At 72.1% G+C, this 24,125-nt stretch carries 18 protein-coding genes and 1 pseudogene; 14 read left to right on the top strand and 5 right to left on the bottom strand.

The window, feature by feature from the left end:
• The first annotated feature begins 30 nt into the window (after positions 1 to 30).
• Both OHA86_RS21040 and OHA86_RS21035 read left to right on the top strand, forming a co-directional pair.
• Positions 31 to 561 carry a hypothetical protein gene (locus OHA86_RS21040; protein ID WP_329177522.1) on the top strand — a complete coding sequence of 177 codons (531 nt, stop codon included), beginning with the start codon at positions 31 to 33 and terminating at the stop codon, positions 559 to 561.
• Between the two features lie 343 nt (positions 562 to 904).
• Positions 905 to 4,009: a S53 family peptidase gene (locus tag OHA86_RS21035; RefSeq protein ID WP_329177521.1), complete on the top strand. Its 3,105-nt coding sequence runs from the start codon at positions 905 to 907 to the stop codon at positions 4,007 to 4,009.
• A gap of 88 nt (positions 4,010 to 4,097) precedes the next feature.
• Here OHA86_RS21035 and OHA86_RS21030 read toward each other — a convergent pair whose 3' ends face one another.
• Positions 4,098 to 5,045, bottom strand: coding sequence for a DUF5996 family protein (locus OHA86_RS21030; RefSeq protein WP_329177519.1), 948 nt, complete (start codon positions 5,043 to 5,045; stop codon positions 4,098 to 4,100).
• A gap of 236 nt (positions 5,046 to 5,281) precedes the next feature.
• Entirely contained in the window at positions 5,282 to 7,120 is a 1,839-nt protein-coding gene (locus tag OHA86_RS21025) for a galactose-binding domain-containing protein (RefSeq protein WP_329177517.1), read from the bottom strand.
• 378 nt (positions 7,121 to 7,498) lie between these two features.
• Here OHA86_RS21025 and OHA86_RS21020 point away from each other — a divergent pair, with 378 nt between their 5' ends.
• From OHA86_RS21020 to OHA86_RS21000, 5 genes are all read left to right on the top strand, one after another.
• The gene (locus OHA86_RS21020) at positions 7,499 to 8,794 is read left to right on the top strand and encodes a L,D-transpeptidase (RefSeq protein WP_443071791.1); all 1,296 of its coding nucleotides are present in this window, start codon (positions 7,499 to 7,501) and stop codon (positions 8,792 to 8,794) included.
• Between the two features lie 350 nt (positions 8,795 to 9,144).
• On the top strand, positions 9,145 to 9,498 hold the full coding sequence (locus OHA86_RS21015; RefSeq protein ID WP_329177515.1) for a MerR family transcriptional regulator: 354 nt from the start codon (positions 9,145 to 9,147) through the stop codon (positions 9,496 to 9,498).
• Between the two features lie 246 nt (positions 9,499 to 9,744).
• Positions 9,745 to 9,948, top strand: a complete 204-nt coding sequence (locus tag OHA86_RS21010; protein ID WP_329177513.1) for a cold-shock protein — start codon at positions 9,745 to 9,747, stop codon at positions 9,946 to 9,948.
• 152 nt (positions 9,949 to 10,100) lie between these two features.
• Positions 10,101 to 11,591, top strand: a complete 1,491-nt coding sequence (locus OHA86_RS21005) for a DEAD/DEAH box helicase (RefSeq protein ID WP_329177512.1) — start codon at positions 10,101 to 10,103, stop codon at positions 11,589 to 11,591.
• A gap of 38 nt (positions 11,592 to 11,629) precedes the next feature.
• The gene (locus tag OHA86_RS21000) at positions 11,630 to 11,884 is read left to right on the top strand and encodes an SCO5918 family protein (RefSeq protein ID WP_073494971.1); all 255 of its coding nucleotides are present in this window, start codon (positions 11,630 to 11,632) and stop codon (positions 11,882 to 11,884) included.
• Between the two features lie 117 nt (positions 11,885 to 12,001).
• Here OHA86_RS21000 and OHA86_RS20995 read toward each other — a convergent pair whose 3' ends face one another.
• From OHA86_RS20995 to OHA86_RS20985, 3 genes are all read right to left on the bottom strand, one after another.
• On the bottom strand, positions 12,002 to 15,610 hold the full coding sequence (locus tag OHA86_RS20995) for a choice-of-anchor D domain-containing protein (protein ID WP_329177509.1): 3,609 nt from the start codon (positions 15,608 to 15,610) through the stop codon (positions 12,002 to 12,004).
• A gap of 183 nt (positions 15,611 to 15,793) precedes the next feature.
• Positions 15,794 to 16,534, bottom strand: a complete 741-nt coding sequence (locus OHA86_RS20990; RefSeq protein ID WP_329177507.1) for a hypothetical protein — start codon at positions 16,532 to 16,534, stop codon at positions 15,794 to 15,796.
• Between the two features lie 127 nt (positions 16,535 to 16,661).
• A complete protein-coding gene (locus tag OHA86_RS20985; protein WP_329177505.1) occupies positions 16,662 to 17,117 on the bottom strand; it encodes a MarR family winged helix-turn-helix transcriptional regulator in 456 nt (151 codons plus the stop codon).
• 96 nt (positions 17,118 to 17,213) lie between these two features.
• Here OHA86_RS20985 and OHA86_RS20980 point away from each other — a divergent pair, with 96 nt between their 5' ends.
• The 7 genes and pseudogenes from OHA86_RS20980 (at position 17,214) to OHA86_RS20950 (ending at position 24,052) form a co-directional block, all read left to right on the top strand.
• Complete coding sequence (locus OHA86_RS20980) at positions 17,214 to 18,071, top strand: haloalkane dehalogenase (protein ID WP_329177503.1); 858 nt, start codon at positions 17,214 to 17,216, stop codon at positions 18,069 to 18,071.
• A gap of 117 nt (positions 18,072 to 18,188) precedes the next feature.
• A complete protein-coding gene (locus OHA86_RS20975; RefSeq protein WP_329177501.1) occupies positions 18,189 to 18,824 on the top strand; it encodes a GNAT family N-acetyltransferase in 636 nt (211 codons plus the stop codon).
• Positions 18,825 to 19,072: 248 nt separating this feature from the next.
• A pseudogene (locus OHA86_RS20970) lies at positions 19,073 to 19,312 on the top strand (hypothetical protein); the annotation flags it as partial.
• 155 nt (positions 19,313 to 19,467) lie between these two features.
• Complete coding sequence (locus OHA86_RS20965) at positions 19,468 to 20,205, top strand: TetR/AcrR family transcriptional regulator (RefSeq protein ID WP_329182491.1); 738 nt, start codon at positions 19,468 to 19,470, stop codon at positions 20,203 to 20,205.
• Between the two features lie 90 nt (positions 20,206 to 20,295).
• The gene (locus OHA86_RS20960; protein WP_329182490.1) at positions 20,296 to 21,822 is read left to right on the top strand and encodes an MFS transporter; all 1,527 of its coding nucleotides are present in this window, start codon (positions 20,296 to 20,298) and stop codon (positions 21,820 to 21,822) included.
• Positions 21,823 to 21,974: 152 nt separating this feature from the next.
• Positions 21,975 to 22,934, top strand: a complete 960-nt coding sequence (locus tag OHA86_RS20955; protein WP_329177500.1) for an STM4015 family protein — start codon at positions 21,975 to 21,977, stop codon at positions 22,932 to 22,934.
• The gene (locus tag OHA86_RS20950; protein ID WP_329177498.1) at positions 22,931 to 24,052 is read left to right on the top strand and encodes an STM4014 family protein; all 1,122 of its coding nucleotides are present in this window, start codon (positions 22,931 to 22,933) and stop codon (positions 24,050 to 24,052) included. The genes OHA86_RS20955 and OHA86_RS20950 overlap by 4 nt, the downstream gene beginning before the upstream one ends.
• Positions 24,053 to 24,125 lie beyond the last annotated feature (73 nt).

Here is a 24,125-nt window from a genome sequence, read left to right as displayed (position 1 = left end):
CGGCGGCGGGCGCGATCTACGGTGCCGGGCATGAACGTCAGTCGCACAGCAGTTGCCATCGTCACCGGGTTCGCCGCGCTCACGCTCGCCGCGTGCGGACCGGCCGGGGTCCAGGACACGGGAAGCGCCGCACCGACGACGCGTACGGTCACGACGTACGTGTCACCGTCGGCCACCACCGCGTCGGCCTCCCCGTCCGCCACGGGCTCCATATCGCCGTCGCCGAGCGCCCCGGCGTCCACGAGCCCGGCGGGCGTCCCGGTCACGACGAGTGCCAAAGCCACCACCCGCCGCACCACCGCGCCTTCCGTGCACCGCACCACCGCGCCCGCGGTCCACCGCACGACCGCACCCGCCGTCCACCACACCAGCGCGCCGGCCGTGCACCACACCTCGGCGCCGGCCGCCGGCGGGGCGTGCAGTATTCGTTCCAACGCGGGGAACTGCTACAAGGCGGGGCAGTTCTGCCGGAAGGCCGACCTCGGCAGGACGACGACCGACGCTCAGGGCCGCTCGATCACATGCCGGATGAAATCGGGCAAGCCGCACTGGCAGTACTGAGCCGGAATGCGGGATCCGGCAGGTCCGGCGGTGGGGCGGGGGGCAGGGGGACGCCGGACGGCATTCACCAAAAGCAGGTAATATTCGGCACCCCGTTCGACATCCCGGCCGCCACAGCTGATACAAAGCAACGCTGGCAGTCTCACGGCGGGAAGGGCAGGCCGTCCTTCCTCCCGGGTGATGCCACAGGGGGCTTCTGCACAACCAGCACGGGTCGGCCCGGCCGACATCCGCGCCTGGGGGGATCACGAACTCGAACGCCGCCGTCATGCGACGGGCGGCCCCTCTGTCGTATCGCCGTGCCCGGACGGCCAGCTGATTCGTACGACGAAGGAGAAACTGCATGGGCATTCCTGCCCGCGACGCGGCGTCCCGCACCGGGACAGGGGCGATACGCGCCCGTTCCCGCTACCGCAGCGCGCTGCCCGGCGGCGTGGTGGCCGCCACCGCCCTGGCGATGGTCGCCGCGATCGCACCGGTGGCCGCGGCCGACAGCACGCCGGCCCCGGCGCCGCAGCGCGTCGGCCCCGCCCCGACGCTGCCGGCCGGCGCCGTGCGCACCGCCGCTCCCGCCGGCGACACCTCGCTCGACCTGAGCGTCGTGCTGTCGCCGCGCGACCCGGCCGGCCTGAAGAAGTTCATCACCGACGTCTCGACGCCGGGCTCACCGCTCTACCACCAGTACCTGAAGACCGGGCAGTTCAGCTCGTCCTTCGGTGCCACCGACGCCACCGTGGCCCGGGTCCGCGCGGCCCTGAAGACCCAGGGGCTGACCACGGGAGCGCTGGAGTCCGACGGTCTGACCCTGCCGGTGCACACCACGGTCGGCGCAGCAGAGAAAGCTTTCCGCACCGGCTTCACCGGCTTCCGTGACCGCGAGGGCCGTACCGGTGTGACGAACACCGTCGCCCCGTCCGTCCAGGGCGACGTGGCACCCGCCATCACCGCGGTGACCGGCCTGACCACGACGGCCCCGGTGCGCTCGCACCTCTCGGTGAAGCAGAAGAAGAAGTTCACCGCCTCCCCGAGCGCCTCCGGCGGTACGTCCGTCGCGCCGCGGATCAACGGCAAGACGCCGGCGCTGTGCAGCAGCATCAAGAACGGCGCGGCCGGCATCGGCTGGAACGACACCCAGCAGTACTGGAGCGCCCGCTCGCTGGCGGGCGCGTACGGCATGGCGGACGAGCCGAACGTCGGCACCGGCGTGACCGTGGGCATCTTCGAGCTGGAGAGCTACAGCGCCAAGGACGTCGCCGCCTACCAGTCCTGCTACGGCACCAACGTGCCGGTCAGCGCGGTCAAGGTGGACGGCGGCCCGAAGGTGGCGGCGAACGCGTCGCTGTTCATCGGCTCGGAGTCCGCGCTGGACATCGAGGACCTGATCGGGCTCGTCCCGCAGGCCTCGCTGGTCGTCTACCAGGGCCCCGACATCACCGACGCGCAGGGCAACCCGGCGCCCGTCACGTACCAGAACATCCTGGACGTCTACCAGAAGATGGTGACGGACAACCGCGCCCAGGTGATCTCCACCAGCTGGGGCAGCTGCGAGCAGGACACGTCCGCGCCCTTCATGGCGGCCGAGAACCTGGTCTTCCAGCAGGCGGCGGCCCAGGGCCAGACGGTCACGGCCGCGTCCGGTGACAGCGGTTCCGGCGACTGCGCCTTCAACGGCACCGCGAACAGCGGTGCGCTGTCCGTGGACGACCCGGCGAGCCAGCCGTACGTCCTCGGCGTCGGCGGCACCACCATGACCGGCGCGAACGGCGCCGGCCAGTCGACCTGGAACGACGGCTACTACGGCGCCACCGGTGGCGGCGTGTCCACCTACGTGACGCAGGACGGTACGTCCGGCTTCCAGGCCGGCGTCAACGGCCCGGGCTACGTCAACGCGTGCGAGACCGGGACGGGGCAGAAGTGCCGGCAGGTTCCGGACGTCGCCGCGCTCGGCGACCCCAACACCGGCTACCTGATCGCCAACGGCCAGGAGCCGGACGGCTCGCAGGACTGGGGCATCATCGGCGGCACCTCCGGCGCCTCGCCGACCTGGGCAGCCCTGGTCGCGCAGGCCGACCTGGACCTGTCGTGCGCGGCGGACGGCCCGGTGGGCTGGATCAACCCGGCGCTGTACAAGCTCCCGGCGACCGCCTTCCGTGACATCGTCGACGGCGACAACTACCTGCCCACCGACGACGGTCCGACCTCCGGCTACTACGCCGGCACCGGTTACGACCTCACCACGGGCCTGGGCACCCCGAAGGCCCGCAGCATCATCCCCGCGCTGTGCAAGGCGGTTCCGCAGCAGCCGGCCGGCACCTTCACCTCGGTGAACCCGGCCCGCATCCTCGACACCCGCTACCACGTCGGGGTGTCCACGACCACGCCGGTCAAGGCCAACTCCGCGGTGGCGCTCCAGGTCACCGGCGCGGGCGGCGTCAACCCGCCGGCCGGCTCCGTCGTCACCTCCGTGGTGCTCAACACCACCGCGGTCTCGCCGACGGCGACCGGTCACCTGATCGCGTACCCGCACGGCACGACCCGCCCCACCTCCTCGAACCTCAACTGGCTCAAGGGGCAGATCATCCCGAACCTGGTCACCGTGCCGGTCGGGACGGGCGGCAAGGTGGACCTCTACAACGCCAGCGGCGGCACGGTCCACTTCGTGGCCGACGTCTTCGGCTACTTCTCCACCTCGGCGACCGGCGCCACCTACACCCCGGTCGGCCCGGCCCGCGTGCTGGACACCCGCTCGCACATCGGGACGCCGACGACCACGCCGGTCAAGTCCAACTCCGCGGTGGCGGTGCAGATCGCCGGCACCGCCGGTGTCCCGGCCACGGGCGCCTCGGCCGTCATCCTGAACGTGACGGCCACCGCCCCGACCGCGACCGGCCACCTGATCGCGTACCCGGACGGCACGACGCAGCCGACCTCGTCCAACATCAACTGGGTGAAGGGCGAGACGCGTCCGAACCTGGTGGTGCTGCCGATCGGCGCGAACGGCAAGGTGGACCTGTTCAACTCCAGCAGCGGCACGGTGCACTTCGTGGCCGACGTCTTCGGCTACTACTCGGCGGACAGCGCGGGCGCGAAGTTCCACTCCGCGGGCCCGAGCCGGGTGCTCGACACCCGTTACGGCAACGGCGCGCCGGCGATCGGTCCGCTCGCCTCCACCAAGGACCTGTCGCTGAACCTCAACGACGGCAACGTGGTGACCGGCGCCAAGGCGGTCGTGCTCAACGTGACGGTCGCCAACGGCACCGGCAGCGGTGTGCTCACCGTGTGGCCCGACGGAGCGGCCCGGCCGTCCTCGTCCAGCCTCAACTGGACGAAGGGCGAGATCGTCGCCAACCTCGTCACGGTCCCGGTGATCAACGGGAAGGTCGACTTCCACGTCAACGCCGGTTCCGTCGCGGTGATCGCCGACCTCTTCGGTTACTACACCAACTGAGAGAGCCGGCCGCGTACGACGACGGCCCCGCTGCCCGCCCTCCGGCGGACAGCGGGGCCGTCCGCGTCACCCGCGCCGGCCGCCCGCGTCAGCCCGCGGCGGGCGCCGCCCGCAGCCGCGGGTCGGTGATGCCGCCCGGGCACTCGCGGCGGCGCTCCCAGTGGGTCAGCTCAGCTCCGGCGCGGTAGGCGCTGTCCAGGAAGCCCAGGGTGGTGGCCCAGGGGTCGTCGGCGGCCCGGGCGTCGTCGTACATCAGCAGCGCGATGTGGCTGCCGCGGGCGGCCGACCACTGGGCGGAGCCCGGGTGCAGCGGCCGGTCGGCCAGGCCGGGGGGCTCGGGCGCGGTGTAGGAGTAGAAGGCGGGCGCGGGCACGCTGTCGTCGCCGAACCAGAACCCGGCGCTGATCACCTCGCGCGAGTACGCCTCCCGGGTGACCGGGTCGGCGTCGGCGGGCGGGGCGATCTCGCGCTCGGAGAACCGGGTCACCGCGATGTCGAAGGTGTGCCAGAAGTGGTGCACCGGGCTGGTCTTGCCGGAGAAGCCGGCCGCGTACTCCTCCAGCAGCAGATTGACCTGGCTCAGGACCCGCCAGTAGCGGGTGACCGCGGCCGGGTCGTAGCTGCGGTGCTCGTGGTCCTCAGCGAACGGCCGCCGCGCGTCCGGCAGGTCGTAGGGGTACGGGTGCTGCGGCGCCGCGTCGATGTCGAGCGCGATGAGCGCGGTGACGGTGTCCCGGTAGAAGTCGGCGACCGAGCGCTCCGCGAGCGGGAAGGACGTCTGCCGGCCGGACAGCGTCCGCACCACGAGGCGGTGCGCGACGAAGTCGAAGTCAACGCAGAAGGCGTCGCCGCCGCGGATCGGCCCCATCGGCCGGGTGGTGATGCCCTGCCCGGTCAGATGGAACGGCACGTTCCACCAGTGGTTGCGGCGCGGACTGGCGGCCAGCCGGATCTTGCCGACGATCTGCACGAAGCGGTGCAGCGTCTCCTTCGTGTCCCGCCAGGATTCCAGCGGCAGGGGCGGGAAGACGTCCACATCGCTCTCCAGGGTCGGCGGTGCCGCGCCCGGGCCGGTACGGCTACCCCGGCCATCGTGGGCGCCCCCGACCCCGCCCGCCAGCGCGGCGGGTCCGAACGGGTGGGCGGCACGTGCTTCCGGCCGGGGCGCTCGAAGGCCGCTCGGATGCCGGGGGCCGCCGCACGCGCAACCGCTCCGGTACGCCCGCCGCCGAGGTGGCGGCCGTACCGGAGCGGGGCGGCGCGAGCCGGGGATCAGGTGCCGTAGACCTGGAACTCCCAGAGCGAGTAGCCGTATTGCGTGGTGCGGACGGTGCCGTTCATCCGGACGTAGCGGCCGGTGCCGGTGACCGGGATGGTCTGGGTGCCGCCGGTGCTGGTCGTCGTGCTGTAGACGGTGGTCCAGTTGGCGCCGTCGGGCGAGGTCTGGATCTGGAAGGCCTTGCCCGCCGCCGTCTCCCAGTTGAGGACGACCTGGCTGATGCTGTGGCTGGCGCCGAGGTCGACCTGGAGCCACTGCGGGTCGGAGAAGGCGCTCGACCAGCGGGTGCCGGTGTTGCCGTCCACGGCCGCGGACGCCGGGGTGCCGACGTTCTCGGTCGACGACGCGGTCGCCGTCTTCCCCTGCGACAGCAGGGTCGCCGGGCCGCCGCCCGGGTCGCCGCCGCCCGAGGACGGGCTGCCGAACAGGGCGATCTCGTACAGCGAGTCGCCGTACTGCGAGGATCTGGCGGTGGCGTAGACCCTGACGTAGCGGGCGGTCACCGACAGGTTGGTGTCCTGGATGTCGGCCGGACTGTTGTTGTTGGTGTAGACGGTGGTCCAGTTGGTGCCGTCGGTGGACGTCTGCAACTGGTAGGCGGATGCGGCCGCCGCCTCCCAGGTGAGCGTCGCGTGGTTGACGTTGTAGTTCTGGCCCAGGTCGACCTGGAGCCACTGCGGGTCGGAGAAGCCGCTCGACCAGCGGGTGGTGATGTCGCCGTCGGTGGCGTTGGACGCCGGGAAGGTCGCGCTCTCGTTGGACGAGGACGTGGTCGGCTTGCCCTTGGCGATGTTGGTGCCGTGGTCGGGCGACTTGTTGTAGACGGCCACGTAGTCGATGTTCATCTGACCGCCGGAGACGGTGGCGGCGTTGGGGCCGCCGCCGAAGGCCGCGGGGAAGCCGCCGCCGATCGCCAGGTCGAAGATGATGTAGAAGCTGTGGTCGACCGCGTTGGCCCAGGCCGCCGCGTCCACCTGGTCGGAGCGCAGGGTGAAGTAGTTGGCGCCGTCCAGGTACCAGCGGATCTGCTCGGGAGAGGTCGAGCGGTCGACCTCCACCGCGTAGGTGTGGTAGCCGGTCTGGCAGCCGGCGCAGGCGTGTTCGCCACTGCCGACACCGCTGGTCTCGTTGCAGGGGCCGCCGGAGCCGACACCGCAGTGCAGGGTGCCGAAGACGGAGCTGCGGCCGTTGATGTCCTCCAGGATGTCGACCTCGCCCGACCCCGGCCACGGCACGCCGACCCGCAGCGGGGAGCCCAGCATCCAGAACGCGGGCCAGTAGCCCGCGCCGTTGGCGGTGGTCACGTTGGGCTGCTGGATGGACGCCTGCATCCGTACGACGCCGCCCGGCTGCGCGCCGAAGCCGTCCGCCTGGGTCTCGACCCGGCCCGAGGTCCAGTTGGCAGCCGGGTCGGTGCCGGTGTGCAGGGCCTTGAGCACCAGGTGGCCGCTGCCGTCCTGGTAGACGTTGGCCGTGCTGTTGGTCATCGTCTCGATCTCGCCGGTGCCGAAGGTCCAGCCGGCGCCCGCGTCGTAACGCCAGGTGTCGGTGTTCAGACCGGTGTTGGCGGCACCGTTGAAGTCGTCGCTCCAGGTGGTGGTGAAGCCGGCCGGCGCGGCGGGCACGGCGGCCGGCTTCACGGCGGCCGGGTGGGCCGCGGCCGGCTGTACGGCGGCGGCCCGGGCGGGCGCGGACGCCGGACCGGACGCGGACGCCTGACCTGAGCCCGCCAGTGTGACGGCCGCCACGGCCGTCGCGGCCAGCAGCCCGATCCCGAACCGCCTGACCGGTCCGCGGCCCGGTGGCCGCAAACGCTTGCCTCTGATCGACATGCGGACGTACTCCTTCTCCTGTGGGGGGCGGTACCGCAACTGGCCTTGCCGCGGTACCGGGTTGGGGGGAGGTGAGAGCGCTCTCAGGAGAGTCTTCCCCTGCCCTCCGCGCTGTCAAGAGAACCGGCAACGTTTACGGAACAAAGCCGCCCGCCGAAACGTCCTCCGGCTAGGAGCCGCAGTGCGGGAGACTCTGCGGGGTGCTGTGCGGAGGCGGGGCCGGCCCGCAGCGCGCGGGCGCGGCCCGCGTGCGCGGACGGCACCCCGGCTGAATCGCTCCGGGGGACGTGACGTATCAGTCATGCAACAGCCGCAACCGCGGACCCGGGATGCGGTCTCCTAGAGTGCGACCTTTGCGGAAATGGGGAGACACGAGTGATGACGGAGCAGACGGCGGCCGACACCGCCACCGGGGTGGAGGGGGCCGCTGCCGGCGGCCGGCGCACCTGGGGCGTACGGAGCGCGCGCGGCAGGAGAGGGCTGATGGCGCTCGCGCTGGGCGCCGTACTGCTCGGCGCCGCGGCCTGCGGGGGCGACGCCGACGCGCATTCCGGCGCGGACGGCAAGAACGGCTCGGCGAACGGCTCGGCCCCGGCGAACGGCTCGCAGGCGGCCCTCACCGTGCTGCCGGCGAACGGTGCCACCGGGGTGGACACCTCGGGCGCGCTGAAGGTCTCGGCCGCCAAGGGCAAGCTGACCAAGGTCGCGGTGACCTCGCAGGACGGCACCCCGGTCGACGGCGCGATATCCGCCGACGGCGGCAGCTGGACGCCGAAGGGCACCCTGCGCACCAACACGCACTACTCCGTCTCCGCCACCGCCACGGACACCGATGGCAAGGCCGCCAGCCAGCAGTCGGCGTTCACCACCGTGAAGCCGACCGCCTCCGCCACCAACTACGGCATCTTCAACGTCGATTCGGGCAAGACGTACGGCGTGGGCATGGAGGTGTCGATCCGCTTCAACAAGCCGGTCACCAACCAGGCCGACGTACGCCACGCGGTCACCGTCACCGCCGAGCCGAGCGTCCCCGTCGAGGGCCACTGGTTCAGCTCCCAGCGCATCGACTTCCGCCCCGAGAACTACTGGGCGGCCGGCACCAAGGTCACGCTCCACCTCAAGCTCGACGGCGTGAAGACCTCCAAGGGCGTCTACGGGGCCCAGTACAAGGACGTCACCTTCACCATCGGCCGCTCGCAGACCTCCGTCGCGGACAACAAGACCAAGATGCTGACGATCTACCGCGACGGCAAGCTCCTCAAGACCTACCCCACCAGCCTCGGTGACGCCGACCACACCACCTACAACGGCAAGATGGTGATCGAGGAGAAGGACAAGGTGGTGGACATGGACTCGCAGACCGTGGGTCTGGGCAACGCCTACCGCATCAAGGACGTCCCGCACGGCATGCGGCTGTCCGACTCCGGCACCTTCGCGCACGGCAACTACTGGCGGCCCGCCTCCACCTTCGGCCACGAGAACACCAGCCACGGCTGCGTCGGCCTGCGCGACGTCAAGGGCGGCGGCGACCCGACCACCCCGGCCGCCTGGTTCTACGACAACTCGCTGATCGGCGACGTCGTCCAGGTCGTCAACTCCCCCGACAAGGTCATCCCCCCGAGCAACGGGCTCAACGGCTGGAACATGGCGTGGTCGTCGTGGGTCGAATCCTGATCACCCGCTCCTCCTGATCGCCCGCTCTCCTGACGTCCGCGCTCTGGGCGCTTGCGCGCCTCTGGACGTACGCGCCTCCCCGCAGGCCCCGACCGCTCGCCGGTCGGGGCCTGCGGGCCTTCGTGCCGCCGGGGGCCGTGGGCTCCGTCGCCGGGTCGGTGGCGCGCGGGGCCTTCGGCCCGCGGGGGCTCCGCGAGGCAGACGGCTTTACGCACCTGGGGTGACGATCCGCACCGCACGTCACGGGTGCGCCGCGGAACGGCACCGGGCGGACGTGAAATGCTGCCGTCGGCCCGGTAGGCTTCCTAGTGCGGCCGGGCCAAGCCCGGCGCATCCCCCAAGAGGTGTAAGTGCCCCCTGAACACTCGCCGCGGACCGCCGACCGGCTTGACGACGACGACTACCCGGCGTACACGATGGGTCGCGCCGCCGAGATGATCGGCGCCACCCCGACCTTTCTGCGGGCCATCGGCGAGGCCAGGCTGATCACCCCGCTGCGCTCCGAGGGCGGTCACCGCCGCTACTCCCGTTACCAGCTGCGGATTGCCGCCCGGGCCCGCGAGCTGGTCGACGCCGGTACGCCGATCGAGGCCGCGTGCCGGATCGTCATCCTGGAGGACCAGCTGGAGGAGGCCAAGCGGCTCAACGACGAGATGCGCGGCCGACTGCCGTCCGGCGAGCACCCGGCTGACGGCACCAGCTGAACATTTCTGTGCCCGCCACGGCAGAAATTGTCGAAACCGCCGATGAGAGTTTATGGCACGGCGGGCTCAGCGAAATGACATCCCGCGCCTGCCCGGTTGCGCCGTGCTACGGTGGAAGCAGTTGCAGTCGTGGTTCCCATAGCTTTGATTCCGGTGTGCAAATCTCCGGACGGGGTAATCATCTCGGCGACACCGGGTTTGCGCAGTGCGGGCCCGGCGGTATTGCCCCAAGGAGAATTTAGAAAAATGGCTACTGGCACCGTGAAGTGGTTCAACGCGGAAAAGGGCTTCGGCTTCATCGAGCAGGACGGCGGCGGCGCCGACGTCTTCGCCCACTACTCCAACATCTCTGCCTCCGGCTTCCGTGAGCTGCAGGAAGGCCAGAAGGTGACCTTCGACGTCACCCAGGGCCAGAAGGGTCCCCAGGCCGAGAACATCGTTCCCGCCTGACGCACCCCGCATCAGCACATCCGGGTCCGCACCTTCGGTGCGGACCCGGGTTCGTGTTCCGGCCCGTTCCTGCAATTCCCCGCACCGCGGCGCACGACACATCCGCCGCACCGGGAATTCCTCGATACGCGCCGCATCGAGGAAAGGCTTGCATGAATCGTCAGGCTCGTGACAACGAACGGTATTCCCGCACGACACGCGGGGCGCGCGGAACCGGCGGATCCCGCGGTTCCGGCACGTCCGCGGGCGGCTCTGGCGGCAGCCGCGGCGGCGGGTACGCCCGCAGCGGCGGGCCACAGCGCTCCTCCTCCCGTCCCGCGCCCGCCCGGCAGGGCGAATTCGCCATGCCGGTCACCCTCACCCCGGCGCTGCCCGCGGTCACGGCCTTCGCCGAGCTGCGGATACCCCAGCCGGTACTCAAGGTGCTCACCAGCCTGGGCGTGACCGAGCCCTTCCCGATCCAGGCCGCCACGCTGCCCAACACGCTCGCCGGGCGCGATGTGCTCGGCCGGGGCCGTACCGGCTCGGGCAAGACGCTGGCCTTCGGGCTCGCGCTGCTGGTCCGCACCGCCGAGGTCGGCCGCCGCGCGGAGCCGCGCCGTCCGCTCGGCCTGGTGCTCGTCCCGACCAGGGAACTGGCCCAGCAGGTCACCGACGCGCTCAACCCGTACGCGCGCACGCTGCAACTGCGGCTCACCACCGTGGTCGGCGGCATGTCCATCGGCCGGCAGACGACGGCGCTGCGGCGCGGCGCCGACATCGTGATCGCCACCCCGGGCCGGCTCGCCGACCTGATCGAGCGCGGCGACTGCCGGCTCGACGAGGTCGGCATCACGGTGCTCGACGAGGCCGACCAGATGGCCGACATGGGCTTCATGCCCCAGGTCACCCGGCTGCTGGACCAGGTACGCCCGCAGGGGCAGCGGATGCTGTTCTCCGCCACCCTCGACCGCAATGTGGACCTGCTGGTGCGGCGCTATCTGAACGACCCGGTCGTGCACTCGGTCGACCCGGCGGCCGGCGCGGTCACCACCATGGCGCACCACGTGCTGCATGTGCACGACGCCGACAAGTACGCCACCACCACCGAGATCGCCGCGCGCGACGGTCGGGTGCTGCTCTTCCTCGACACCAAGCACGCGGTGGACCGGCTCACCACGCACCTGCTCAACAGCGGGGTACGGGCGGCGGCCCTGCACGGCGGCAAGTCCCAGCCGCAGCGCACCCGCACGCTGGCCCGCTTCAAGACCGGCGACGTCACCGCGCTGGTCGCCACGAATGTCGCCGCCCGCGGCATCCACATCGACGACCTCGACCTGGTCGTCAACATCGATCCGCCCAGCGACCACAAGGACTACCTGCACCGGGGCGGCCGTACCGCCCGCGCGGGCGAGTCGGGCAGCGTCGTCACCCTCGTGCTGCCGCACCAGCGCCGGGAGATGGCGCGGCTGATGGCCGCGGCCGGTATCACCCCCGAGATCACCCAGGTCCGCTCGGGCGAGGCCGCGCTGACCCGGATCACCGGCGCGCAGGCCCCGTCCGGCATCCCGGTCCCCGTGGCCGCGCCCCCGGCGCCCACCGCGGCGCGGTCGGCCTCCCGGACCCAGTCCAGGGGCCGCAGGCCCGCACGCCGTAGGTCCTGAACGTCCCCCTCTCGAACCTCGAACACTGCGGAGGCACCATGCGCTGCGTCATCGCCCGCTTCTCATTCGACCTGATCAAGGACGAGGTCGAGAAATCCATGAGCGGGGTCAAGCCGGAGCCGGTCACGGAGGCGTCCGTGACCATCGGCCGCAAGCAGTACCCCATCAAGCAGGTCGGGGCGATCATCACCGGTCAGGACCGGCGCGACTTCACCACGACGGAGGTCGTCCGCGCCCTCACCCGCCTCGGCTTCACCTGCCACCCGGCCCCCACCACCACCCCCACCCTCTGACGGAGCCGCCCGCCGTTCCGCGCGGCGGTCGTGGCCGGCAGATGAGCCGGCGTGGCGCATGCACAGTGCCGCCGGGTGCCCATGCACCCGGCGGCACTGGCGTTCAGCGGGCCTGGATCAGCTGTTCCAGACCTGCACCTCGGAGAGCTGGCCCGCGGGCCAGCCGTCGTTGGCGGTGACCGTCACCCGGATGTAGCGCTGGGTGGTGGCCGGGAAGGTGATCGTGACGGTGTTGTTCGCGCCAGGGGTGAAGGCGTAGGACGCGGACGACTTGAGGGTGCTGAAGGTGCTGTTGTTGGTGCTGCCGGTGACCGACAGCGTCTCGTTGCGCGAACCCCAGCCGGCCGGCAGCTGGAGGACGACCTTGCTCACGCTCTGCGCCGAGCCGAGGTCGACCTGGACCCACTGCGGGAAGGCGTTGTTGGCGCTCTCCCAGTAGCTGGCCTGGTTGCCGTCGGTCAGGTTCGACGACGGGTAGACGTCGGTGTGGCTGGACTCGGTGGTGGGCCGGCCCGCCGCGAGGTTGGTGCTGACCGTGCCGGTGCCGGTGCCGGTCAGTGCCACGGTGGTCGGGTTGTTGGACGCGTTGCTGTTGATCGTCAGGGTGCCGGTGCGGGTGCCGGACGCGGTCGGGGTGAACTTCACCGCGACGGTGCAGCTGGCGTTGGCCGCGAGCGAGCTGCCGCAGGTGTTGGTCTGCGCGAAGTCGCCCGACGCGGCGACCGAGCTGATCGACGCGGCGGCCGTACCGGTGTTGGTCACCGTCACGTTCTGGGCGCCGCTGGTGGTGCCGGGCGCCTGGGCGGCGAAGGTGAGGGAGGACGGGGTGACCGCCAGGGTCGCCGAGGACGGGTTGCCGCTGCCGCCGCTCGGGTAGACCTGGAGGCCGGACAGCTGGGCCGCGCTCCAGCCGGAGTTGGCGGTGACGTTGATCCGTACGTAGCGGGCGGTGGCCGCCGGGAAGGTGACGGTCACCGTGTTGTTGTTGGCGCTGGGGTCGAAGGTCTGCACGGAGGACGGCGCCAGCGTGCTGAACGTGTTGCCGTCGGTGGAGCCCTGGACGGACAGCGTCTCGGTACGCGTCGCCCACGCCGTGGACGGCGGGAGCTTCAACGTGGCCTTGCCGACGCTGTAGTTCTGGCCGAGGTCGACCTGGACCCACTGCGGGAAGGCGCCGCCGGCGCTCTCCCAGTACGTGGAGGCGTCCGCGTCGGTGACGTTGCCGGCGACGAAGGTGCCGTTGGTGGAACTCGCCGTCGCCGGGCGTCCGGCGGCGATGTCGGTGCTGCTGTCGATGCCGGCGCCGCTCAGCGCGACCGTGGTCGGGCTGTTGTTGGCGTTGCTGGTCACCGTCAGCGTCCCGTTGCGGGTGCCGCCGGCCGTCGGCTTGAAGGTCACGGTCACCGCGCAGGACGAACCGACGGCGAGGGCGCCGCAGTTGTTGGTCTGCGTGAAGTCACCGGTCGCCGCGACGGCGGAGACGGTGGCCGCGGTGGTGCCCGAGTTGGTGACGGTCACCGTCTGCGGGGCGGCCGTCGAGCCGACGACCGTACCGCCGAAGGAGAGGTTCGCCGGGTTGGTGTTGAGCACCGGCCCCGGCGCGATGCCGGTTCCGGTCAGGGTGACGGTGCTGGTGTTGCCGCCCGCGGTGACGGTCAGGGTGCCGGTACGGTCCCCGTTCGCGGTCGGCTTGAAGGTGACGCTGACGGTGCAGGAGCCGTTCGCGGGCACCGACGTACCGCAGGTGTTGGTCTGCGTGAAGTCGCCGGAGGCGGACAGCGCGGAGACCGCGGCGGCGGCGCCGGTCGGGTTGGAGACCGTCACGGTCTGCACGCCGCTGGTCGCACCGGTCGCGACGGAACCGAAGTTGAGCGCGCCCGGGGTGGCCGTGACGCCGCTGGCCGGGTAGGGCGGGAAGACCGGGGCGGGGAAGCCGCCGCACAGCGGAGTACCGGAGATGCCGGAGTTGCCGCCGCCGTCGGTGACGACGAAGTTGCCGCCCTCGCAGCTGTAGACGGGCGTCGAGGCGCCGACGCCGGTCGCGGTGACGTTGGTGAACTTCGCGGCGCCGCCGGTCTGTTCCTGCAACGCGAAGGTGCCGGTGCCGGCGATGGTCACGTTGTTGAGGTTGACCCCGCTGACCGTGCCCTCGACCCACTGCACGGCCTCGTAGGGGCTCTGCTCGATCAGTGCGTTGGTGACGTTGATCGGGCCGGTGATGGAGCCCTGGCTGCCGTCGAACCACAGCGCGCCGACGCCGAACTGCCAGTTCGGGTCGAGGCCGCCGGCCCGGATGATGGTGTTGTTGGTGATGTTGGTGGTGCCGACCGGCGTGGAGGTGAAGCGCTGGCCGACGTGGATGCCGCCGCCCTGCGCGAGGCCGGTGTCCTGCACCAGGTTGCCGCTGACGGTGTTGTCGTGGCCGCCGTAGATCGCGATGCCGTTGGCGAGGATCTGGGTCTCGACGGTGTTGTTGGAGATGGTGTCGTTGGCGTCGGCGCCCAGTGCGGAGTCCGCCCAGGTCGCGATGCCGTCGTCACCGGTGTTGCGGATCTCGCTGTTGGTGACCGTCGAATTGGTCACGCCGCCGTGGAAGTTGATGCCGTCGGCGGTGGTGTCGCGGATGCGCATCCCGGTGAAGGTCAGCTTGTCCATCGGCCCGTCCATCCAGGCGCCGACCTTCATGTGGTCGATCCACACGCTGGAGACCGTGGAATTGCTGAGCGCGCCGCCGATGCCGTTGACCTGCGCGCTGTCGTCGCGCTCCTGCACATCGCCGAAGATCGCGAAGTTCTGCAGGTGCACGTTGCTGCTCGGCGAGGGCTGGTAGCCGCCGTAGAAGCCGGGCGCGGCACCGGTGACCGTCGAGTACCACATGCCGGCGCCGGCGACGGTGACGTTGTTGACGATGATGTGGCCGGGGATCTTGAACGTGCCCGGCGGGATCCACACCGTGCCGCCGGAACCGGCCGCGCTGATCGCCGCGTTGAAGGCCGCGGTCGAGTCGCTGCCGCCGGTCGCGTCGGCGCCCTTGCTGGTGACCGACACCGAGCCGGAGGGCTGCGGGAGGGCCGCGCCGACCTGCTCGAAGTCGGCGAAGTCGATGGTGGTGACGGCGCTGCTGCCGCCGGTCTGGAGGGTGAAGGTGGTGCCGGCCGGATAGGTCTGCGGAAGCAGCCGGTGGACCTCGTCGTAGAAGTGGTGCGGGTTGCTGCCGGGCTGGTTGGTGAACGGGTAGCTGCCGTAGTACCAGCTGTAGGCGTTGGTCAGCGTGAAGTCGGGCTGCGCGGCGCCGTTGATGGCGAAGGACAGCGGGGCGGTATAGACCGAGCCGCCGGAACCGTCGGGAATGCTGTAGCGGAAGTCGATCGAGTTGGTCGCCACCGGGGTGGTGAAGGTGACGTACTTGCCGCTGCCCGACAAGGTCACCGCCTTGCGGTACGACGCCTCGTCCCCGAGCTGGCCCGCGGCCCAACTCGGTCCGATCTGGCTGCCGTTGGTGGCGGAGTTCTCAGCCTGCACCTCGACGTAGGGCAGGCTCGCACCGTTGCCGCCCGTGGCGGCGGCGTAAGCGGGGGCCGCGCTCAGGGCGAGCACGCCACCGGTGGTCAGCAGCGCGGTGCTGCCGACGACGGCGACGGCTCGTCTCAGGCCGGTGCCCCGGCCTCGGCCGTCCTGCGGATGTGGCCGTCTGCGGCCTCGGGAGAAGGGGGGTGTGCGGAACATCACGTGCTCCTTTCGACACAGAATGCCGGATCTGCACCGGTGGGGGTGGAGCGTCTAACGCAAGGGGCACCGTAATCTCGCGGACACGGGTCCGCAATATCCACGCTCATCATTGCTAGAAAGTAACTTTCTTGCGCAAGATTCTGCGTTCAGCAGTGGTGAGAAGAATTCAGCCGTAAAGGGTCAACGCTGGGGCTTCTGCTGGCCTTTCATCACATTCCGCATCGCGTCGACCAGTGCGGACTCGAAACGTCCGACGTCCGAGGCGACCTGCCGGGGGCCGCCGTGCAGTGCGCCGAAGGTGTCCTCGGAGATGTAGTCGGTGGCGTAGCCGGTGAGCGTGAGGGTGAACACCGCGCCCCCGTGCAGGACTTTCAGCTCCTCGCTCTGCCGGCTCAGCGTCTGCGCGACCGCCTCGTCGCCGAGCCCCGCGACCCGGTGCGCGGACTCCACCGGCGTCAGATCCGTACCGTCGATCCGGAGTTGGTCGTCGAACTCCGGCCGCGGATCGGTGCGTTTGTGCAGATCGATCGTCACGAAGATCTCGTAGCGGTCCATGCCGCCGCCGCTGTCGGGGGCCCCCACCGACAGGGTGCAGCGGATCTGGTCGAGCGCCGGGCCGAGCCGGGCCGCCGCCGGGGACACCGCTGCCGAGTCCGCCGCCCGCAGCGCCCGCGTCAGCGGCGCCAGCGTGCTGCCGCCGCACGGGCTGTCCCCCAGGACGTAACCGTGCAGGTCGGGCCGCCCGTTGTGGTGCGCGGACCACAGCCGCAGGCCGCCGGCCCACAGCGCGGACGCCAGCACCACCCCGCCGACCCCCCACACCCACGGGCGCCGCGCCCCGCCCAGCGCCCCGCCCCACCGCGGCGCCCGGTCGGCGTCACTGATCACCTCGGCCCCGCCCTGGTCGGGACCTCCCGTCATTTCCGGCTCCGATATCACGGCTGCTCCTCGCGATGGCGTCGGCGCCGCGCGTAAGCGGAAGCGGAACCGGCGGCGTACGACCGACCGTACGCCGAACTCCCGGCAGTCCGACCGGGTGCGGACGCGATCACATGCCGTCGCCGTGGTGGGCGGCCAGCACGGTCAGCAGCCGGACGAGCTCGTCGCGCTCGGCCGCGCTGAGCGGAGCGAGCAACTCGCCCTGGAGGGTCGCGATCAGGCCATCGAGCGTGTCGAGCCTGCGGCGGCCCTGAGCGGTGATCGTGATGACGTTGCGCCGCCGGTCCGCGCGGTCGGGGGCGCGCTCGACGTAGCCGCCGTCGGCGAGTTCGTTGAGCACCGCGACCATGTCGCTGCGGTAGATCCTGGCGCGCCGGCTCAACTCCGCCTGGCTGGCCGGGCCGTACTCCTGCAACGCGGCGAGCACCGCGTAATGCCACTTGCGGGCGCCGACCGCCGCCAGACCCTCGCCGACCAGCCGCTCGCTGTGCACGGTGGCCTGCGCGAGCAGCCGGCTCGGCAGGGTGCTCAGCCGGCCGGGGGTGGGGCGGGGGGCGTCGGTCATGGCGGGGAGTGTAGTCCGTTGCGTTAGTGACCCTAACGATGTAAGTTCGTTAGTGGCCCTAACATTCGTGCCACTAACCTTTTCCGGAGGCCTCCCGTGCCCGCGATCGACGTACTCGACTCGACGCTCCACTACGAGGAGACCGGCAGCGGCGCGCCCGTCGTCCTGCTGCACGGCAACCCCGGCACATCCCGCGTGTGGCGCAATGTCGCCCCCGGGCTCGGCGCCGGCCGCATCCTCGCGCCCGACCTCATCGGCATGGGCCGCTCGGGCAAACCCGACATCCCGTACTCCTTCGCCGACCACGCCCGCTACCTCGACGCCTGGTTCGACGCACTCGGCCTCGACCGGGTGGTCCTGGTCGGCCACGACTGGGGCGGGGCGCTGGCCTTCGACTGGGCCGCCCGGCACCCCGGCCGGGTCGCGGGCATCGCCTTCTTCGAGACCATCGTCAGGCCGCTGAGCGGCGACGACCTCACCCCCCAGGCCCGCGAGCGCACCCGGCTGATGCGCACTCCCGGCCGCGGCGAGGAGATGATCGCCGGCGACAACCCGCTGGTGCGGACCGCCTACACCGGCGGTGTCCGCACCCCGCTGCCCGAGGCCGAACTCGCCGCGTACCTCGCCCCCTACCCCACGGTGGACAGCCGCCGCCCGCTGCTGGCCTGGGCCCGCCAGATGCCGGTCGACGGCGAGCCCGCCGAGGTCGTCGCCCGCGTCGAGTCCTACGGGACCTGGCTGGCCACCTCCCCCGACGTCCCCAAACTCCTCCTCACCTTCACCGACTCCCCCACCCTCCTGATGGCCGCCCCCGTCGTGACCTGGTGCACCACCCACATCGCCGCCCTCACCACCGCCGTCTGCGGCCCGGCCGGCCACCACGCGGCCGAGGACCGCCCCACCGAGATCGCGGCGGCGATCGCACGATGGGCCGACGCCCATGCGCTGCGCTGAGCCCGGCCGGTGCCGGTGCGCGCGGAGGGTCGGCGGCTCGCCCTGAGCGAGCTTGCCGGGTGCCGGGCGCCGCTCCGAAGGGGGGCGGCCGAGGGGGGCGGATTACGATGCGGCGGTATGGGGAGCGCGTTGGGGGAGATTCTGGAGGCCGTCGCTGGTGGGGAGTTCCCGCCGGCGGATGGCGGGACGACCGTGGTGGGGCAGCCGGGGGTGCGGGACGCCGGGGTGATCGCGTTCACGGCGCACTCGGTGGTCTTCACCGACGAGGATCCGGCGTGGGTGCGGGCGCAATTGGCCGCGGCGGACTGCGACGCGCTGGCCGCCGCGATGAATCCGCGGTTCCTGGCCGCGCTGCTCGAACGGTCGGGCCGGCGGACGGACACCGTCGACCTGCTGACCGTGGCGCCGCCGCTGAGCGGTGAACCGCCGCTGCCGCTGCGGGAGGTCGAGGATCCCGGGCACCCCCGGGTGGTCCGCGCGCTGGGGCGGCGCGACGACGTACGGGTGTGGGCCGCGGACGGCGGCCTGCTCGTGCTGGGCCGCGGGGTCGCCGGGCGCTGGGAGGCCGCCGTCGAGGTCGAGGAGGACGCCCGCCACCGCGGCCTCGGCCGCGCCCTGGCGACCGCCGCCCGCCACCTCGTGCCAGGACCCGTCTGGGCCCAGCAGGCCACCGGCAACGCCCGCAGCATCCGCGCCTTCCAGGCCGCGGGCTTCCGCCCGGTCGGCGCGGAGTCGCTGCACATGCTGCCGTAGGAGCCGCGCCGCCGCCGCCGGCCGCACAAAGCCGGGGGCGTCCGGCGTCCAGCCGCAGGTCCGCGCCCTCATGGTTCGCGGCAGCGTCCGCCGACCGTCCGGGTGCGGCCGGCGGGCCTGCGGCCTGCGGTTTTACGGTGACCGGGGTCACATCGTCTTTCTGCTCGTCCGTGTAGACCGGGCGGGGACGCCCGGGCGTATGCGGGGGGAGGGCGAGGAAGGGACCGGGAGTCGTGCGTGACCGCTCGTGGGCGCTGGGGACGTCGTACTGGTACATGTCCATTCCGCGGGCCTCGCTGCTGTGGTGGCCGCTGTGGACGGTGGCGGCCGGCTGGACTCTGCGGCGGCCCTGGCTGCGTACGGCGTACGTGGCGGTGGCCGCGCCGCTGATGACGGTGCTGACCGTGGCCTTCACCGCGGGGCGGTGGGCGGGCCGACCGGGCCGACACCGAACGAGTGACGCAGGTCACCTTCCGAGGCCGAAATAACCGGGGACTCCCTCCCCGTTACATGCACGTGAATGAAAAACCGGGGATCCATTCCCCGGTTACCGTGCCGGCCGTCGAGAGGAGTGACCACGGTGACCACTGTCGCTGACACAACCGCAGCAGTTTGCGCAGCCGACGTACCCGGCGCAGCCGACCTGGCCGAGGCATCCGACGCGGCCCGCGCGGCCGACACCACGGAGCCCACCGCGGTCCGGACGCACCGGACCCGCGCCGACGCCCTGCGCAACCGGGAGCGGATCGTCGCGGCGGCACGCGACGCCTTCGTCGAGTACGGCCCCGACGCCCCGCTCGACGAGATCGCCCGCCGCGCGGGCATCGGCAATGCCACGCTCTACCGGCACTTCGCCGACCGCCGGGCACTGGCGCACGCGGTCATGCTGTCCGTCGTCACCCGCACCGCGGACCGCGCGGCGGCCGAAGCCGCGGTGGCTGCCGCGGGCGGCGACCCGTGCGCCGCGCTCGGCCGCTTCGCGCACACCGCCGTGGACGAGAACATCGGCGCCCTGTGCGGACTGCTCGTCAACGGTGACGGCAGCCGCTCCGCGCAGATCGGCGTCCAGACCGCACGCCTCGAAACCGCGCTCGACGAGCTGATGGAACGGGCCAGGACGGACGGCCGGCTGCGGTCCGACGTGACCCGCAACGACCTGATGGTCGCCATCTCCCGGCTCACCCGCCCGCTGCCCGGCATCGACTGCACGGGCCTCGACCTCCACCGCCACCTGCAGCTCTTCCTCGACGGCCTCAGGACCCCGTACCCCGGATACCCCGAGCACGCCGAATACCCGGCGCACCCCGAGCAACCCGTTCACTCCGATCAACTCGATCAACTCGATCACGAAACGGGCGGCGCGACGGCGCGCACCCCGTAAGAGCCGGGCGGCCCCGCCAGGAAACCCGGCTCCCGCGACCTCCTTTTTGTGCCTACGCGTACCGAAGTGGATACCTCCATGTCTCAAGCGATGTCCGCCACCGCCAAAGCGGGACTTCCCGATCCCCGCCGCTGGAAAGCGCTGGTCTTCATCTCCCTCGCCCAGTTGATGGTCGTGCTCGACTCGACCATCGTGAACATCGCGCTGCCGAGCGCACAGCACGACCTCGGCATCTCCGACGCGAACAAGCAGTGGGTCATCACGGCCTACGCCCTCGCCTTCGGCGGACTGCTGCTCTTCGGCGGCCGGATCGCCGACCTGTGGGGCCGGAAGCGCACCTTTGTCACCGGCCTGACCGGTTTCGCGCTCGCCTCCGCGATCGGCGGTGTCGCCGGCAACGAGGCGATGCTGCTCGGCTCGCGCGCCGCGCAGGGTGCCTTCGGCGCGCTGCTCGCGCCCGCGGCCCTGTCACTGCTCGCGGTGACCTTCACCGACGCCAAGGAGCGGGCCAAGGCCTTCGGCGTCTTCGGCGCCATCGCGGGCGGCGGCGGCGCGGTCGGGCTGCTGCTCGGCGGCGTACTGACCGAATACCTCAACTGGCGCTGGACCTTCTTCGCCAACATCCCCTTCGCGGTGATCGCCGCCCTGGGCGCGTACTTCGTGATCCGCGAGCCCGCGGAGGGCCGCAACCGGTCCCCGCTGGACATCCCCGGTGTGGTCCTGTCCACGCTCGGCCTGGTCTCGCTGGTCTACGGCTTCACGCGCGCCGAGACCGCCGGCTGGTCGGCCGCGTCCACGATCGGCCTGTTCGTCGCGGCCGTGGTACTGCTCGCCGCGTTCGGCCTGGTCGAGTCGAAGGTGCGCACCCCGCTGCTGCCGATGCGGGTGGTCACCGACCGCAACCGCGGTGGTACGTACCTCTCGCTTGGCCTGGCCATCATCGGCCTGTTCGGGGTCTTCCTCTTCCTGACCTACTACCTCCAGGTCGTCCAGGGCTACTCCGCGATCAGGACCGGCTTCGCCTTCCTGCCGATGGTCACCGCCTTCGTCGTGGGGTCCACGCAGATCGGCGCCCGGCTGGTCAACCGGCTGCCGGCCCGCGCCCTGATGGCGCCCGGCTTCGCCCTGGCCGCGGTCGCGATGCTGCTGCTGACCCGGCTCGGCGTCGGCTCGTCCTACCCGGGCGTGATCCTGCCGGGTCTGGTGCTGCTGGGCCTGGGCATGGGTACGGCCTTCATGCCGGCCATGTCGCTGGCCACCACCGGGGTGCAGCCGCGTGACGCGGGTGTCGCCTCCGCGATGGTCAACACCTCGCAGCAGGTCGGCGGCGCGATCGGCACGGCGCTGCTGAACACGATCGCCGCGTCGGCGACCACCGGCTACCTGGCCACCCACGCGGCGGGCGCCGGCGGCGCGAAGCTGCTCCAGGCCCGCAGCCTGGTGCACGGCTACACCCACGCGATCTGGTGGGCCGTCGCCATCGAGGCCGTCGCCGCGCTGATCGCCCTGACCTTCGTCACCGCCGGCCGCCCGAGCACGGTGAGGGTCGCCTCCAGCACGGACACGGACGCCACGTCGGAGCCCGACCAGGCACCCGTCCCGGTCGTCCTGCACTGACCGCCCCACTCCCCACCCCAGCGAGGCCCCACCCGACCCCGGGTGGGGCCTCGTGGTGCACCCGGTCGGGGGGATGTCAGTGGGCGTTGGTAGAAATCGTCCTATCGAGCCGTCCGCCCCGAACGAGCCGTCCGCGTCAGGAGATCAGCGACATGTCCGCCGTAGAGCACTTGAAGGAACTGCACGGCCTGCCCGTCTTCGACTTTCCCGCGCAGGGGGAGGACGCGTCGGGGCTGCCGGAGGCCGGGGCGGTGGCGTGGCGGCTGGCCGTCGATCCGTGGGGGGAAGGTCCGCAGGAGTCGTACGAGCAGTTGTGGCAGCGCTTCCTCGGCGCGGTCGAGCCCGCCGGGGTGCGGGCGGTCGTCGTCGGCGCGTGGGGCGAGGTCTACGAGGACAGTTCCGGCGCGGCGATCCGGCTGCTGGTCGACGCGCGTGAGCAGTTGACCGGCCTGGCGGCGGTCTTCGTCGGCGACCTGGTGATGGAGGAGTCGGAGATCTCCTGGATCACCCAGAGCGATGTGACACCGCTGCTCGCCGCGTATCCGCGGTTGCGCGAGCTGGGTGTCAGGGGCGGCACCGGCCTGGCCCTCACCGCCGTACGGCACGAGCACCTGCGGACGCTGGCCATCGAGGCGGGCGGGCTGCCCGCGGGCGTGGTGCAGGCCGTCGCCGCGAGCGACCTGCCTGCGCTGGAGTTCCTGGAGCTGTGGCTCGGCGTGGACAGCTACGGGGGCGACGCGACCGTCGCCGACCTCGCCCCGATCCTCACCGGCGAACGCCTGCCCGCGCTGCGGCACCTGGGCCTGCGCAACAGCGAGATCCAGGACGGGATAGCCGCCGCGCTCGCCGCTGCGCCGATCGTGGCCCGGCTGAAGTCGCTCGACCTGTCGCTCGGCGTGCTCACCGACGAGGGCGCGGCGGCGCTGCTGGCCGGCCAGCCGCTCACCCACCTGTCCTGGCTCGACCTGCACCACAACTTCGTCGGCGACGACGTCGCCCAGCGGGTGCGGGACGCGCTGGAGCCGGCCGGCGTCGAGGTCGACCTCGACGAGCGCGGTTATGAGTACGAGGACGACGGGGACGTCCACCGCTACACCGCGGTGGGGGAGTGACCGGCGCCGCCCGCGTGCGCTTCGCCGTGGTCGGCAACCCGGACAACCGCCGCGTGGCACTGTTCGCCGACGCCGTACGCGCCGCCGGGCTGCCCACGCCCCGGGTGCTGGGCTGGCGGGACGTCCTGCGCGGACAGTTCGGGTTCCGGCCGGGCGAGGTCGTACGGATCGACTCGCCCGGCGAGGACCCGCAGGTCGACTCGCTGCTGCGCGGCCCCGGCGACCCGACCCGGGTGGAGGGCGGCGCCCGGTGGTACGCGCGGTTCACCGCGGTGGTCGCCGAACTGGCCGGGGCCGCGGTGGGCGCCGGGGCGCGGCTGCTGGACGACCCGGCGGACATCGCCGTGATGTTCGACAAGCGGCGCTGCCACGCCCGGCTCGCCGCGGCCGGCGTCCCCGTGCCGTGGGCCGCCGGCACCCCGCGGTCGCCGGTGACCGGCTGGGACGACCTCAGGGCGCGGCTGGCCGCGGCACGGGTGCCGCGCGCCTTCGTCAAGCCCGCGCACGGCTCGTCGGCGTCGGGCGTGGTGGCACTGGCGCTCGGCGGCGCGGGCCGGGTGAAGGCGGTGACGTCGGTGGAGACCGCCCCCGGCGGAGGGCTGTTCAATTCGCTGCGGGTCCGCGAATACCGCGCGGAGCGGGAAGTGGCCGCGCTGATCGACGCCTTGGCCCCCGACGGGCTGCACGTCGAGCGCTGGCTGCCCAAGGCGGCGCTCGACGGCCGGGTGTGCGACCTGCGGCTGGTCGTGGTCGGCGGCAGGGCCACGCACGCGGTGGCCCGCACCAGCCGGCACCCCATGACCAACCTCCACCTCGGCGGCTCCCGGGGCGACTTGACCCGGCTGCGGGCCGCGGTGGCCGCCGCGGGCGGGAGCTGGGCCGACGCGGTGGCCGCCGCCGAGGGCGCCGCCGCGTGCTTCCCCGGCACCTTGTGCGTCGGGGTCGACGTGCTGCCCGCGGCGGACTGGCGCCGCTTCGCCGTCGCCGAGGTCAACGCCTTCGGCGACCTCCTCCCCCGCCTGACCGGCCTCCCGGCGAGCGGCGCGGAAGGCCTGGACACCTACGCCGCCCAGGTCGCGGCGGTCCTGCGCGGGGAGGCCGCCGATGCCGCGGCCTGAGCAGCCGAACGCAGCCCCGGTACGGGCTGGCGCCGCCCCCGTACGGGCTCAGGGAGCCGCCCCGGCCGGGGAC

The organism is Streptomyces sp. NBC_01477 (genome assembly GCF_036227245.1).
GTDB lineage: Bacteria > Actinomycetota > Actinomycetes > Streptomycetales > Streptomycetaceae > Actinacidiphila.
Note: the sequence above shows the minus strand (reverse complement) of the source record. Positions and strands in the feature narration are given on the sequence as shown.